Raw genomic sequence first — 13,051 nt, forward strand, 5'->3', positions numbered from 1 at the left:
TACATGAAGTTTAAAATCCAAAGAGTACGTTTGATTTTTTCTGCTTCGCAATAACCCATCTTCACCCAATCTGTTGTATATTGCAACCCATTTCTGGATATCTTTTATTGCAGGAATATTATACTTTTTGCTTAAAAATACATATCCACCTTTGCCGTTAAGATACTCTTGAACTACTTTTAATTTAAATTCAAAACTATATTTTGCCAAAAAAACCGACCCCCAAAAGTTAGATTTTTAAGGTCTAACTTTTGGGGGTCAGTTCACCCTGCACGGTTTTTCATTTTATTGCCATAGTGCGTCAAGATCTTTTTTTGTCTTGCTTACAAAGGTCGTTCTGATTAGAGAATCGGCTTCTTTTTTTTCTTCTAATTGATTGGTAATCACTTTAGCCTGCTTGAGCGCTGCTGTATATTCCGCTAAAGAAGAATAGCTCGCAGGGGAAGAATCCAGCTTTTTTCCTAAAGACGCTAGTTCTTTCAATTTTTGCGAGGCAGCTATACAGGCTTTTAGGTACTGGGCATGGGCGGCGCTGTATTGTTGCAATTCGCCAAGAGCGATGGTTAAGGTCTGTTTGATTTTTGCAGCGCTGGATGTGGGTGGGGTTGTTTCGGATAACTGCGCTTCTAGTTCAAGGAGGGTGTTTTGAATGCGTCCGCATTCGGCGATTTGTCCTGGCAGAAGCTGCTCATCGTTATCGCCTAACTCATAAATCGCTTCCAAACTTTCGTGTAAGGCGCCCATTGCTTGGTAGGTCGGCAAAATGGCAGCGGTATATTGTTTTGTTTGATAGTGCTGATAACCCCAGTAAAGGCTCAGTAGTAAAAGGAGAAGTAAAACGAATGCATTCGGTTTGCGCCGCATGAGCTTAGGGCTCCATGTTTTGTTGATTTAGCCAGTTGATGGCGGCTTGGTTGAAGTTTCCTTTGGTGTTGCGCGTAACACGGTCAATTAACAGATAATCGCTGTCATGGATATGACGGGCAAGCGTAAGATGAACCGCTGAGGCTGACTTGTCGGTATTTAGCAGCCAAACGGAACTCATCAGTTGATGAGTGTCGCCAAGATTTTCGATAGCGTTAAAAAAATCGGGGTACGCTTGTTGTGGTTGGTTGAAATCATAAGTGATTAAAAAAAGCATACTATAGGCCTCCTTTTCAGATGGGGTAGTTTGTAATTCAATTTTTTTATATTTCAATATCTATGAAAAAAATCCTTTTAAAATTCTGAAAAAATCATGCGTGCGTACAGAAAATTAAACAATGACAATTATCTTATGGGAGGCGTTTGGCGGACCGAAAAATGTATGCTGTAGTTGCAGTGCTAAAAAAGACAAAAAGACTCAAGGATTTTGCCGAATGGTGTGGAAGTCTCTAGAGAATTATTCTTTTGGAGGTTGAATGATGGATTCTATGCAATTGGGACGGACCGGCTTGCAGATAAGCCGGAGTGGTTTTGGCGCGCTGCCGATACAGCGAATTTCTTTTGATGAGGCCAAAGGTATTTTGCGCAGGGCCTATGAGGCGGGCATTACTTTTTTTGATACGGCGCGTATGTACACGGACAGCGAGGAAAAAATCGGCTATGCTCTTTCCGATGTGCGCAATCAGATTGTAATTGCCACCAAAAGCCACGCGAAGGATAAAAAGACGCTGCTGGAGCATTTGGAAACAAGCCTGCGCAACCTAAAGACTGACTATATTGATATTTATCAGCTGCACAACCCGAAAGAGCTGCCGAAAGAAGCGGATGAAGAAGGTCTCTACGCCGCCTTGCTCGAAGCGAAGAAAAAAGGACTGATTCGGCATATCGGCATTACCAATCACAGCAATAAGCTAGCTATGGAAGCGGCTGTTTCCGGTATGTACGATACCCTTCAGTTTCCTCTGAATACGTTGTCTTAGGAAGAGGACTTGCAGCTGATTGCCGCCTGTAAAGAGAGAAATATTGGCGTTATTGCTATGAAAGGCCTCTCGGGCGGGCTGATTACCAACGCGGCGACAACCTTTTCGTTTTTGCGGCAATATGACAATGTAGTCCCCATTTGGGGAATTCAACGGATGAGCGAATTGGAAGAATTTATTGCTATGGAAAAAAATCCGCCTGTATTGAATGCGATCATGTGGGAGGCCATTCACAAGGATCGCAGTGAATTAGCGGGCGACTTTTGCCGAGGATGCGGCTACTGTATGCCTTGTCCAGCGGGCATTGAAATTCCGACGCAGGCTCGCATTTCGCTGCTCTTAGGGCGCGCGCCCTATCAGCCATTTTTAGAAGACAGCTTCAAAGAAAAAATGGATCGCATTAATCAATGCATTGAGTGCGGCCAGTGTAAAAGCCATTGCCCCTATCAGCTGGATACGCCGAATTTGCTGAAACGGGAGCTGAAGCGCTACCAAGAGTTTTATGAAGCGCATGTAAGGTAAAAAATTGCTAAAAAAAAGTCCTGTTGTGCGTTGTTGTCACAATAGGACTTTTCTCTTAACGCAGTGAATGATATAATGCAATAAAGTTGGTACTATAATGAACTTATAATGGCTAATACGAGTAGTTGCTACTAGGGCAGAAGAAAGAATAGGAGTGAGAACGTGGTTGGGAAAAAGGTGCGCATTCTTCGCGGAAATCACTGTGGGCAAATAGGCGAAGTTGTGGAACGAATCTTTTTCGGGAAGATCAAAGAACCGGTTTATAGTGTATACATAGGCGGTGTCGATGTCGTTTCCTGCTGTTGTGATGAATTTGAAGTTTTATGAGATGTGAGCGCGAGCAGCCATTTCCGGTGCGGAATGGTTGCTTATTTTTTTCTTATGAACGCGAGCGTTGCATTGACAGATAGTGTGGCTAGTACTATTCTAAGCAAGTAAAGAAAATGGGAATTTACAGAGCCAAGAGAAGAAGTTTAGTCATAGGAAAGGACGAAGCATGAGTTATAGCGAGGAACCAAGACTTACTAGAAGAAAACCGAAGAGGCGCATTCGCAAATTGCGAGTGGCTATGCTTTTTGGGATTGTTTTTTTGCTTGTTGGAGCTGTATATGCTCTTTGGAATGGCGGGACTTCTTTGTTGGATGTAGTCGCGAAAAATCGTATCAATATTTTGGTACTAGGTGTGGATGAAAGGGCCGATGATGTAGGCCGCTCGGATACCAGTTTTGTGGTAACCCTGGATACGGAGGCAAAAAAAATAACCGTATTCTCTGTACCCCGTGATTCACGGGTGAAAATTGCCGGACATGGCTGGGATAAAGTGAATCATGCCTTTGCTTTTGGGGGGCTGTCACTTTCGAAGAGTACGATTGAAAACTTGCTAGGTGTTCCTATTGATTATACGGTCACCGTTGATTTCAAGGGATTTGTGCGGATGATTGACGCCCTGGGCGGGATTACGATTGATGTAGAAAAGCGGATGCGTTATTCCGATCCATATGATGATGACGGCGGCCTGGTGATTGACCTGTATCCAGGGGTACAGCGCTTGAGCGGCAAAGAAGCTATCAAGTACGTGCGGTACCGCGATGAAGAAGGGGATATCGGGCGCGTGACAAGGCAGCAGAAATTCTTAAAAGCCGTATTGAAGGAATTGGCATCGCCTCAGACGGTGGTGCGCCTGCCGGAATTAGCAAAAGAATTTTATGGAGCGGTGAAGACCGACATGCCGTTATCTAAAATCATAAAATTGTTGCCGATGGTGCAAGAAGCGGCCTCAAACGGGATGGTTACGGCTACCATTCCCGGAACGCCCTTGTGGATTAAAGAGGTCAGCTATTGGCAGCCGAATATTGCGGAGTTGCGCTTGAAAGTAGCGCAGATTCAGGGCCTTACGAATGATGAAGGCTATGCGAAAAAATCAGAACAGTTAGCGCGAGAATATAAACAGGCGATTCCTCCAGACGCGAAGACAGATTATATGCCGACGGTTGAAACAAAGGCTCCAACTGCGGAAAAAACACCGGCGGCCAATACGAAAGCGCCAGCGACTGATGCTGCGAAGAAGACGAAGGAAGCGGCGACAGATACAAAGGCGCCGGCAGATAAACCGAAGAGTACGACGGGAACGTCGACGTCTGCTCCTACTACGACATCACCTTCCAATACGAACAGTAAAAATCCATAAGCAAAACCCAGCTAGAAGCGAGGTCAAAAGCGCTTCCGGCTGGGTTTTTCGGTGCATAGCAGTTAGAATTTCTGTTTTAGTGTTAGCTGCGTCTGACTGCGGGGACGAACTTCCAAGGTGCGTGAATCGTCCTTATCCAGGTTGACGTTGACGCCGCCGCCTCTAATGGTGACGCCGGGAAGTATTTCCTTGCTTTTGGTTTCTTCTTTTTTTATAGACATGTTTTGAGTGGCCAAGTCGACGGGTTCGGATTCCGGTACTGGTATTTTGCCGTTGAGGCTGTGCGATTGTGCGAGGTGTATCTCGCCAGACTGCGTTGGGGAATTGGAGTTTGAGGAGGATTGCTTGCTGACCGCTATAACCGGCAGTGGATTTTCTTCGTTTTTAGCAGTGTTGCTGGCAGGAGCGGAAGCAGGGACCGTCATGGATATATTGGCTTCTTCTTGAAGAGAAGGACTTATAGCATAGTAAACGCCCCAGCCGAATAAAATGATCGCTAAGATGGTTGTGAGGCTTTGAAATGTTTTTTTCATTGGTTCTCCTTTATAACTAGGTAGAAGCTATCAATAAGCTTTCTGCATGATAACGCGCATTTCCTGCTGGTCGCCTTTCCTAAACGTGTTAGAGAGAGCGAGATCGCGACTTTTGGCGGCAGGATTTTTTGCCTTTTACAAGAATATCCATCCAATATGAGTAGAATATGCGGAGGTGCGTGCATGGCTGGTGCAGGAATTATTGGTTTGGGGCATTATGCTCCTCAGAAAATCGTGACAAATGAAGAATTGGAGCAACGCCTGCAAATGCCGGCGGAAGTTATTTTAGAGCGTTGCGGTATATGCCAGCGTCATGTGGCCGCCCCGGAAGAAGCCACTTCGGATTTGGCGCTGCAAGCGGCCCGCCAAGCGCTAGCCGATGCAGGGGTAGAAGCCCGCGAACTGGATTTGATTATTGTGGCGACATCCACATCGGATCGCCTTTCGCCGGGGTCTGCGGTTTCCGTACAGGCGGGGCTTGGCGCAACGAAAGCAGCGGCGTTTGATCTTTTAGCGGCTTGTTCCGGTTTTGTATATGGCTTGGTGATGGGCTGCCAGTTGATTAAAACTGGCTTGTATAAAAAAGTGTTGGTGATAGGCGCGGAGACGGTGTCGAAATTTGTCGATTGGCAGGATGCGAACACGTCTATCTTGTTTGGAGATGGTGCCGGAGCAGCGGTTTTGGGCGAAGTGCCAGAAGGCTATGGACTTTTAGGTTCGGATTTAGGCACAGATGGAACCGAAGCGGAAGTGCTGCAAATTCCTGCCGGAGGCAGCCGGTTGCCGGCGTCGGCGGAGACCGTTGCCCAAGGCTTGCATTATACAACGATGGATGGGCAGCGCGTTTTTATTTTTGCACTGCGGACGTTGGGGGCTTCAGTGAAGCGGTCCTTGGAGGCTGCTGGGTTGGACATAGCGGATGTGGATCTTTTAGTGCCGCATCAAGCGAATCTGCGCATTATTGAATCGGCAGTGCAACGGCTGCAGTTTCCCATGGAAAAAACCTTTATCAATCTAGAGCGTTACGGAAATACTGCTGCCGCCTCCATTCCGATTGCCCTTAGCGAAATGAAAGAACAAGGACGCTTGATACGAGATCAGCAGGTAGCTCTTGTTGGTTTTGGCGCGGGTCTTACCTGGGGTTCGTGCGTGCTGAAATGGTATTAGGAACCATTAATTTAGTAGGGGAGGAGAACCGGTGGAGGAACAGGCTTACGCGATACGGAGAGCTACAGCGGAGGATGCGAAGCTGATTGTCGATTTGTTCCGGGAAACCTATGGAGACGCCTATCCGCACGCCGATATGTATCAGCCGGAAGGGCTGCGCGGGCGCATCGATAAAAAAGAAGTACAGGCGCTTTTGGCGGTTTCGCCAGCGGGACGAGGCATAGGCTATTTTGCAAGAGAAACCACAGCTCCTAATCCGAATCTTTGGGAAGAAAAAGGACTGGTGGTAGCGCTGGACTATAAGCAGACGTCCTTGGGGCTGGAGCTGATGAACCAGATGCAAGAGGAAGAATTTGTTAGCGGCAGCGGTGTATTCAGCTTTCCGGTATGTTATCAGTATTTTTCGCAGTTAGCTTGTATAAAGCATGGCCGTCGCGATGTCGCTTTGTGCCTGGATATGGTGGAAGGAAGTATTTTCAAAGAACGTCAGGCGGGGCAGGGGCGAGTGGCTTGTTTATTGAATTTTTCCGAGTACGAGAAGCCTACGGCGCCGACATATCTACCAGACGTATATGATAAAATTCTACGAGACCTGGCCGCACCGTTGCAAGAACGTATTTTTAAAGAAGCCGCCGGAGGTTTGCCTGCAGAGGGAAAAACGGTTTTGGAAACGCTAGGCTTGCCGGAAGATGGTAGTTGGAGCGTAGCCGTCCGGGAGATTGGCGCGGATTGGCCGCAGTGTTTGCAAGAACTAGTAGCGCAGGCGCAACGTCAGCAGGTAATTAGTTTGCGTTTTATTATTAATGCGCATCGAGCTGCCGTAGGGGCTGCGGTAGAAGAGCTGCGGCAACGTGGATTCTTTTTTTGCGGTTTGGCGCCCCGTTGGTTTGGCAGCGACGGGATCATGATGCAGAAGGTAGTTCATAAAGATCCGGATTTTGAAGGCATCAGGCTGTACTCTCAGCAGGCGAAGGAACTTTGTTCTTTTATTCGCGCCGATAGGGACGCCGTTGAAAATATACATGCCGAAAAAAGATAAAACAAGGAGGACGATACTATGACAACGACGGAAAAGGTAAATAAGATTATTTTGGACTTGAAGAAGGGCAAGGTTACGGAGGATATGCTGCAGCCTTCAGCGGAACTGGTGAAGGACTTGCACATGGATTCCCTGGATATGGCGGAAATGCTGGTTATGGCGGAAGATGAATTTCAGGTGAAAATTTCGCTGGAAAAAGTAGGCGGCCTTAAAACCTTGGCTGACGCCGTGCAATATGTAGATAGCTTGCTGTAAGTTAAAAAAACGCTGGCCTAAAGGCTGGCTTTTTTTATTGTTTTTGAATTTATTTTGAAAACATGTTTGCTGTATGGGAAAATGTTGTTATACTAAGACACGTTAGATAGATGTTTTGTTTTATGGAGTGCTTTTCATGCAGATAAAAACCCGATATTTTCTGGAAAAATTGTTGTTGGCGTGGGCCGCTGCCGGTATTGGTTTAGCGCTGGTGACCTCTGCGATGTATTTGCTTTGGCCGGGCTTTGGCGAGCAAGGCGAGGTCAATTTTGCATCGGTGGCCTGGTTGGTCAGCAACGGGCAGCCTCTTTATACGGATGTGGATGCGGCGCAGCGGTACAGCTTGCAGCATGGTCCGATTGTATATTTGCTGATTGGCGGTATCATGCAACTGCTGGGGCCTAGCTATCTTACGGCGAAGCTATCCGGCGTAGTCATGTTTTGGCTGATTTTAGCGCTTTCGTTTAGTATGTTTAAACGAGCTGGCGGTACAAGAAACGCTCTGCTTTTTACCGGTCTGGAAGCCTGGCTCTTATTTCATTGGCATAACTCTTGTTATATTCGGCCGGACGCCATGCTGGTGGTATGCATGCTAATCAGTTTGTATGCGATTTCCTGTATTCGAAACAAGACGCTTATGTTGGCAATTTGCGCGGTTACGTTTGGTGTAATGATCAATCTTAAAATTCACGGTGTCATTTATTTGCTGCCGTTGTTGGTGCTTTTAACTAAATATCTTACGGTGAAACGCTTTTTGGCAGCTTCTTTTTTGATGGCGATTGTGGGGGGGCTTCCTTTTTTACTGCCGCAGGTTTCATTGGAGAATTATCTTTTTTGGATTCAAACGTCTGTGCAGATGGCTGTGGGCGATCCGGCGTCTACTTTGCGGAACTTTGCGCCTAAATTGGCGGCGATTTTGATTTTGGCCTTGTTTCCTTACTGCTTTGCAGTGCTGCGCGACATTCGCTTGTACAACTTTTACCGACATAATAGGATGGTGCTGAAGGCACTGCTGTTAGGCGTATTGGCCGCTTCCATTATTGGCTCCAAACCAGGGAGCGGTACCAATCATCTTATGCCCCTTATTCCTTTTTATTGTTACTTGCTGCTGCGGTTGAATCAGGAAAAACCGGAGGCAGATCTGGCTGTAAGTACAGGCCGCATCTGGAGACGCAGAATTAGCGGCATTGTTTTAGGAGTGTTGTTTTTACTAGTTACTTTGGGCGGAGCCCACAAGGAAATAACGTTGCTGAAAATGGCGGCAACCGATGACAGAAGACCTGTTTTGCAGGAATTGGCAGAGCTTGAAAATGCCTATGCCGGTAAGACGATGGAGATTGGTTATGGTGAAAAAGGGAATCGCGTAATTACAGACTGTATTCCCCAGTTGGTGTTTCATGGGCAGCCGCTGTTAATAGAAAAGGTTGCCTTTGGGGATATGCTGGCCGTGAAAGTCCCGATTCCCGCAGCTACGGTACAGGCGTTGCGGGATGGGTATATCCAGGTCTGGTTGATTCCTAAGGGGCAGAAGCCATTTCCTTGGATTAGCGAAGAAGCCTTTTCGCAAGCTTTTTTGCAAAACTATCATTTAGAAGAAAGCACTACTCATTTTGACGTTTGGACATATAAGCCCCAAATGTAATAAGAAGAAGCGTTGGCTAATTTAGCCAACGCTTCTTCTTATTTTTGTCCTACGTGTAGCTTTTGACAGTAATAGCGTTGTTGCTCATTATGGCAATGACGGATAAGTGAAAAGAAGGAAATGGGCCGCATTTACTAAAAAATGCAGCAAGATAGAAGCTTCAATACAGCCGGTTCTTTGATAAGCCCAGCCATAATATAGGCCGGCAAGGGTGACGAAGGCGACATACAACGAGCCGCCGGCAAAATGAGAAAGACCATAAACGAAGGAAGCTAATACAAGCGGCAGTGTTTGTCGCAAGGGACGGTCTTTCCAAAGAAGAGCGAGCTGCCGCTGCAAGAAGCCGCGAAAGAAGGCTTCCTCCGCAGTGCAGACAAAGAGCAGGTTCGTGAGCATCCATAATAAAGTATAGCTAGGCAGCTTCGGATCCCAGTGGACTTTGCCGGATGCAAGAGCCAGGATAAAAATAAGAGGCAAAAAAATAAGACCGCGGGAGCTCAAAAACGGCAAGAGCTGACGCCAGTCTGGCCGCGTGAAAAGTCTGGGCGTACACCAGCCCAGAAGACCCAGAGCGACAAGGGTTTTATCCAGGTTTAAATACATTGTAAAAGGAAGTCCATCGGCGCTGACTAAAACGGCGTCAAGCGCTTTGAGATTATGAAAGCCCGGCAAGAGATGGACGCCTAAGAGTAGGGAAAAGGCGGCGAGCAGTAGCCCGCTAAGCCCTTTTTCGAAAGAATGTGCTGCCCGTGAAAACCGGTAAGCGATAAAAAAATATAAAACGGCCAGTCCTAGGCCGAGCGGAGTCAGCTGGCCGCTTATAAGCCCGCTAAAGCCTGCGGAGGCGGCAAGAATAAGCCAAAGAGGCTGACCAAAGATAGAAACGGGAAGCCACAGGCAGGCAACGCCAAGATAAAGCAAGCTATAACAAAGAAGCGTAAAAGATGAGTCGGGCAGTGAAATATCCATTTTGCAGTTTCTCCTTAAAAGGCTGGTTTTTAAACGTGAATTCTGCAGGCGGTGCAGCTGGAGCAGGATTTTGCGTTGCAATCAAGAAGTTTCTAAACTATGAATATAGATAGGATAGGAGCGTGAATTAGGAAGATGAAAATACGAAGTGAAATGATGAAAATGTTTTTTTTGACGTGTTGTTTCTTGGTGGCGTTGACGGCTGTCTGTGCAGCTGGCGGTGCGAACGCCGGAGATAAGTGGACTCCTCGTGATTTGCCGCTCCTAGATGGAACGCCAGTGACGCTGGCGCCGGAGAAGGATAAGATTCTGGTGTTGAATTTTTTTGCCACCTGGTGTCCATATTGTGTAAGAGAGTTGCCGGAGTTTAATCAAGTATACTTAAAGTATCAAGACAAAGTCAAAATGTATGTCATTGATATGTGGGAAACCCCGGATAAAGCCAATGCCTTTATGTATCAAAACGGTTATCAAATTCCGACGCTTTTTGACAATACAGGCAAGACGTTGGCTAATGATATGGGCATGCGGGGCATACCGGTGACGCTGATTATTGACGAAGAGGGAACTATCCGGATACGGCAAAACGGCATGATGCCGCCTGGATATTTGGAGAAAGCCATCCAGCAGGTTATGAGAAAAAATGAGGCAGCAAAATGAAGAAATATCTGGCCGTGATGTTACTGACGCTGGTTTTGTTTAGCGGCAGTGTCGTGCTGGCTGGCGCTGGTGAACCGTCATCGCCGGGGAATTCTGGCGATGCAAATGGCAATGACGATTGCAAAGACGGCATTTGCACTCTTAAAGAACAACCAGATGAACCAGGAAAATAAGGAACGGCCTTCTTCGCAACTATTAACCGCTGCGGAGAAGGCCGTTTTTTCGCTATATCAGAGTATATTAGTTTTACGGATGAAAACCTAGGGTCATCAAGATTTCCGCGCAACTCGCAAAATAGGAGTCGACGGCAGTTCTGCGAACTCGCTAGTGTTCAGACATACGGAACTTTTCTCCGTTGGCTCCTGTTGTTGCGTCCTACGGATCGTTTTGCTCCAAAAAGTCTCAAATCCAATCACGGCCGCCGTAGCCTCATGGCCCCCCTCGCTTTACTCCCTCTACTCCTGTTCAACTCCCGTACTTCTCTGGTCTTATTGTTACTTAAGCAGCCCCAGTGCTTGTTTGGCCAATTTATCCGCCAGCTCATTTCCTTCTACGCCGGTATGACCGGCTACTTTGCAGAAGGTCACCCAGCTGAGACGCTGGGAAGCAAAAGCGGCGTACCAGGCGGTAAAGGGATTTTTAGCCTGCCATTCTTTGGTGGCCCATTTAGCTAGGCCGCTGTAGTCGTGATGAATCGAGATCGGCTGAATATCGTTCTCTTCGGCCCACTGGATCGCCATAGTGGCTCCGGCCAGTTCACCGGCAACGTTGCGCATTTTAGCCGCTTCGGGATCTTCGCCGACGCCGCTGTCTGAGTGCGTCAAATTTCCGTCTTCATAGACGGCAAAGGCCCAGCTGTATTGGCCTTTGCTAAAGCTGCCGTCGACGTAGATATGTATGCCTGCAGGATTTTCTTCCGGCGCGGCAGCTGTCGAGATTTGGGCGTTCATAAAAGCAAGGGCTTCCTCTTTCGTAGGAAAGCCCTTAAAAGCGGCATTGGGATAGCCGCTGACTTGTTTCTGACACTCCGGCCAATTGGTGTAAATGCCAGGAATTCGTCCTTCGCGGACGGCGTAGAATTTATTCTTGCCAGCCATAGTAAAAGCTCCTCTCAGTGACTTGCTTCTACTATACAGGATACAGCGCGGCAGCGCCAGCAAATTTGAGTGTGAAATGCCGATTAAAGGACGAACAAGAGAACCGGAGTGATCGGAGGGTGCGACAAAGAGAAAGCGGCTAGCGTCAGGCGCTTGTTCAAAAATTCGTGTTCCATAGTGATTAGCAAATGTTTCCGGCCAAATGCGCCCGTTCCGCCTGCTCTTCGGCATAATACCAGCGCACCGAGCTGCCGATGACGCAGCGGACCGCGTCCAATTTTCCTTCCGTGGCCATTTTGCGCATTTTTTGCACATCGAAGCCGTTAGTGGAGAAATAGCTTGCCGAGATAAAGCCGCGATGCAAAAGCTGTTTGCGATAGCGTTCCGAATCTCGTCTGTCCAGTTCAACTTGCCAAATCGCCATAGTTTTTAACACCTCTCTTACTTTGTCATAAGTAGTTTCTAAAGAGAATTGTAAGAAGCTATGAATACATCAGCGGTTCTTTAACCATTGGCTGCTTCGTCTCGTTGACGCCAGCCGGCAAAGGAAGGACGCAGGGCTAAGCGGCTGGAGAACCGCTCTAAGAGACCTGCGGTGCTGCGCTGCGCCAGAGGCAGCAGGATTTGCGTGGCGTGGCGGTAATCGGCTTCGTTCGCTCCTTGGGCGGTGCGGGCGTATAGCGAGGTTGCCAGTTCGGCATTTTCCAGCAGCCAAGCCAGGGGGTCTTGGCGGGTATAGTAAAGACCGCCTGCCTGCGCCTTATATTGATGGCGATGGCTGGCGGCCCATGTTTCATATTCTTTATGTCCGTCGAAGAGCTGCGCTTGGGCATGGTGAGGTACGCAAAGATCTTGCAGCAAATGCGCGGCAGCGCCCAAAAAGAAAGCTGCCTGTTTTTCGTCAGCATTTTTGGCGGCGCTTACGGCCTTTTCAAAATAGCTTTGGAATTCTTCTAAAGCGGAATGAAAACGCCAAAGGCCTCTGCGGTTCAGAGGCTGTAAATAATGGTGTATGTTTTTCCAGTCCGCGTCGGCCCAGACGGCGCCGCGATTAAATGAAGAGAGATGCCGGCGCAGCCAGGAACCTTCCCATGTACAGCCGTCGGTGAGCAAAATGCGCGCTGCCTGACGATTAATAAAGCAATGCGTCAAGGCCGGACGATCAAACCAATGCTGCACGCTACCGGCTAGGCTTAGCAGCCAGTTTCCTGATAATGATGACGATGGATGTCCGTGACTCACACCTATCTCCTCCTTTGGTAGCGGCTTTTAGCCTGGCAAGAGGTAAGTCTCAATTCGTTGGCTCGTAATAACCATAGCACATAGAGGGGAACGTTGCGTTAACCTCAAGTTAAGGTTTGATTAAAAAATACTATAGAAAGTACAAAGTGAGCCAAGAACGTACGGAATATACAAACTTTTTGTTAAGTGTATCTTTGGTGTTGACACTTATTTTTTTTCGTGCTATACTCGGCACAAATAAAAGATTTACGGCGTAGAAGCCGGCCAAGCCTATGGTTTGGTCGGTTTTTGCGTTTCCGGCGCTGACGCGGATGAGCAGGAGGTTCTGTTTGTC

General features: G+C 47.6%; 17 protein-coding genes. 9 read left to right on the plus strand and 8 right to left on the minus strand.

Features of this window, described 5'->3' with window-relative positions:
• The 3 genes from C508_RS0100005 to C508_RS0100015 all read right to left on the minus strand — a co-directional run.
• Positions 1-210: helix-turn-helix domain-containing protein (locus C508_RS0100005; RefSeq protein ID WP_018701476.1), on the minus strand; the 210-nt coding region annotated here is incomplete at its 3' end.
• A 75-nt stretch (positions 211-285) separates the two neighbouring features.
• The gene (locus tag C508_RS0100010; protein WP_018701477.1) at positions 286-864 is read right to left on the minus strand and encodes a hypothetical protein; all 579 of its coding nucleotides are present in this window, start codon (positions 862-864) and stop codon (positions 286-288) included.
• A 4-nt stretch (positions 865-868) separates the two neighbouring features.
• A complete protein-coding gene (locus C508_RS0100015) occupies positions 869-1,141 on the minus strand; it encodes a hypothetical protein (RefSeq protein WP_018701478.1) in 273 nt (90 codons plus the stop codon).
• A gap of 262 nt (positions 1,142-1,403) precedes the next feature.
• Between C508_RS0100015 and C508_RS20520 the strand changes: the two genes are divergently transcribed.
• The 3 genes from C508_RS20520 (at position 1,404) to C508_RS17385 (ending at position 4,113) form a co-directional block, all read left to right on the plus strand.
• Positions 1,404-1,904, plus strand: a complete 501-nt coding sequence (locus C508_RS20520; RefSeq protein ID WP_018701479.1) for an aldo/keto reductase — start codon at positions 1,404-1,406, stop codon at positions 1,902-1,904.
• A gap of 9 nt (positions 1,905-1,913) precedes the next feature.
• A complete protein-coding gene (locus C508_RS20525; protein ID WP_018701480.1) occupies positions 1,914-2,426 on the plus strand; it encodes a 4Fe-4S dicluster domain-containing protein in 513 nt (170 codons plus the stop codon).
• 496 nt (positions 2,427-2,922) lie between these two features.
• The gene (locus C508_RS17385) at positions 2,923-4,113 is read left to right on the plus strand and encodes an LCP family glycopolymer transferase (protein ID WP_071595748.1); all 1,191 of its coding nucleotides are present in this window, start codon (positions 2,923-2,925) and stop codon (positions 4,111-4,113) included.
• Positions 4,114-4,175: 62 nt separating this feature from the next.
• Here C508_RS17385 and C508_RS0100035 read toward each other — a convergent pair whose 3' ends face one another.
• Positions 4,176-4,646, minus strand: a complete 471-nt coding sequence (locus tag C508_RS0100035) for a hypothetical protein (protein WP_018701483.1) — start codon at positions 4,644-4,646, stop codon at positions 4,176-4,178.
• Between the two features lie 183 nt (positions 4,647-4,829).
• Here C508_RS0100035 and C508_RS0100040 point away from each other — a divergent pair, with 183 nt between their 5' ends.
• From C508_RS0100040 to C508_RS0100055, 4 genes are all read left to right on the plus strand, one after another.
• The gene (locus C508_RS0100040) at positions 4,830-5,813 is read left to right on the plus strand and encodes a beta-ketoacyl-ACP synthase III (RefSeq protein WP_018701484.1); all 984 of its coding nucleotides are present in this window, start codon (positions 4,830-4,832) and stop codon (positions 5,811-5,813) included.
• A 31-nt stretch (positions 5,814-5,844) separates the two neighbouring features.
• The gene (locus tag C508_RS0100045; protein WP_018701485.1) at positions 5,845-6,852 is read left to right on the plus strand and encodes a hypothetical protein; all 1,008 of its coding nucleotides are present in this window, start codon (positions 5,845-5,847) and stop codon (positions 6,850-6,852) included.
• 18 nt (positions 6,853-6,870) lie between these two features.
• Positions 6,871-7,107: a phosphopantetheine-binding protein gene (locus C508_RS0100050; protein WP_018701486.1), complete on the plus strand. Its 237-nt coding sequence runs from the start codon at positions 6,871-6,873 to the stop codon at positions 7,105-7,107.
• Between the two features lie 136 nt (positions 7,108-7,243).
• Entirely contained in the window at positions 7,244-8,749 is a 1,506-nt protein-coding gene (locus tag C508_RS0100055; RefSeq protein ID WP_018701487.1) for an ArnT family glycosyltransferase, read from the plus strand.
• An 87-nt stretch (positions 8,750-8,836) separates the two neighbouring features.
• Here C508_RS0100055 and C508_RS17390 read toward each other — a convergent pair whose 3' ends face one another.
• Positions 8,837-9,718 carry a CPBP family intramembrane glutamic endopeptidase gene (locus tag C508_RS17390; RefSeq protein WP_018701488.1) on the minus strand — a complete coding sequence of 294 codons (882 nt, stop codon included), beginning with the start codon at positions 9,716-9,718 and terminating at the stop codon, positions 8,837-8,839.
• A 135-nt stretch (positions 9,719-9,853) separates the two neighbouring features.
• On the opposite strand from C508_RS17390, the gene C508_RS17395 reads away from it, so the two are divergent.
• Together C508_RS17395 and C508_RS20200 are read left to right on the plus strand one after the other, a co-directional pair.
• Complete coding sequence (locus C508_RS17395; protein ID WP_083927994.1) at positions 9,854-10,378, plus strand: TlpA family protein disulfide reductase; 525 nt, start codon at positions 9,854-9,856, stop codon at positions 10,376-10,378.
• Positions 10,375-10,551, plus strand: a complete 177-nt coding sequence (locus C508_RS20200) for a hypothetical protein (RefSeq protein WP_018701490.1) — start codon at positions 10,375-10,377, stop codon at positions 10,549-10,551. The genes C508_RS17395 and C508_RS20200 overlap by 4 nt, the downstream gene beginning before the upstream one ends.
• Before the next feature lie 321 nt (positions 10,552-10,872).
• Here the strand turns inward: C508_RS20200 and C508_RS0100075 are convergent, their stop codons facing one another.
• The 3 genes from C508_RS0100075 to C508_RS19225 all read right to left on the minus strand — a co-directional run bounded on the left by C508_RS0100075 (position 10,873) and on the right by C508_RS19225 (position 12,717).
• Positions 10,873-11,475: a ribonuclease H1 domain-containing protein gene (locus tag C508_RS0100075; RefSeq protein WP_018701491.1), complete on the minus strand. Its 603-nt coding sequence runs from the start codon at positions 11,473-11,475 to the stop codon at positions 10,873-10,875.
• Positions 11,476-11,656: 181 nt separating this feature from the next.
• Complete coding sequence (locus tag C508_RS0100080) at positions 11,657-11,899, minus strand: hypothetical protein (RefSeq protein ID WP_018701492.1); 243 nt, start codon at positions 11,897-11,899, stop codon at positions 11,657-11,659.
• An 80-nt stretch (positions 11,900-11,979) separates the two neighbouring features.
• Positions 11,980-12,717, minus strand: a complete 738-nt coding sequence (locus C508_RS19225) for a zinc dependent phospholipase C family protein (protein ID WP_018701493.1) — start codon at positions 12,715-12,717, stop codon at positions 11,980-11,982.
• Positions 12,718-13,051 lie beyond the last annotated feature (334 nt).

Source organism: Anaeromusa acidaminophila DSM 3853, assembly GCF_000374545.1.
Taxonomy (GTDB): domain Bacteria; phylum Bacillota; class Negativicutes; order Anaeromusales; family Anaeromusaceae; genus Anaeromusa; species Anaeromusa acidaminophila.

Excerpts from the sequence above, each read along its gene's own strand:
- C508_RS17385 (WP_071595748.1), top strand. The coding sequence starts at position 2,923 with ATGAGTTATAGCGAGGAACCAAGACTTACTAGAAGAAAACCGAAGAGG.
- C508_RS17390 (WP_018701488.1), bottom strand. The coding sequence starts at position 9,718 with ATGGATATTTCACTGCCCGACTCATCTTTTACGCTTCTTTGTTATAGC.
- C508_RS0100010 (WP_018701477.1), bottom strand. The coding sequence starts at position 864 with ATGCGGCGCAAACCGAATGCATTCGTTTTACTTCTCCTTTTACTACTG.
- C508_RS0100050 (WP_018701486.1), top strand. The coding sequence starts at position 6,871 with ATGACAACGACGGAAAAGGTAAATAAGATTATTTTGGACTTGAAGAAG.
- C508_RS17395 (WP_083927994.1), top strand. The coding sequence starts at position 9,854 with ATGAAAATACGAAGTGAAATGATGAAAATGTTTTTTTTGACGTGTTGT.
- C508_RS0100075 (WP_018701491.1), bottom strand. The coding sequence starts at position 11,475 with ATGGCTGGCAAGAATAAATTCTACGCCGTCCGCGAAGGACGAATTCCT.
- C508_RS0100080 (WP_018701492.1), bottom strand. The coding sequence starts at position 11,899 with ATGGCGATTTGGCAAGTTGAACTGGACAGACGAGATTCGGAACGCTAT.
- C508_RS0100040 (WP_018701484.1), top strand. The coding sequence starts at position 4,830 with ATGGCTGGTGCAGGAATTATTGGTTTGGGGCATTATGCTCCTCAGAAA.
- C508_RS20520 (WP_018701479.1), top strand. The coding sequence starts at position 1,404 with ATGGATTCTATGCAATTGGGACGGACCGGCTTGCAGATAAGCCGGAGT.
- C508_RS20200 (WP_018701490.1), top strand. The coding sequence starts at position 10,375 with ATGAAGAAATATCTGGCCGTGATGTTACTGACGCTGGTTTTGTTTAGC.
- C508_RS0100055 (WP_018701487.1), top strand. The coding sequence starts at position 7,244 with ATGCAGATAAAAACCCGATATTTTCTGGAAAAATTGTTGTTGGCGTGG.
- C508_RS0100035 (WP_018701483.1), bottom strand. The coding sequence starts at position 4,646 with ATGAAAAAAACATTTCAAAGCCTCACAACCATCTTAGCGATCATTTTA.
- C508_RS0100015 (WP_018701478.1), bottom strand. The coding sequence starts at position 1,141 with ATGCTTTTTTTAATCACTTATGATTTCAACCAACCACAACAAGCGTAC.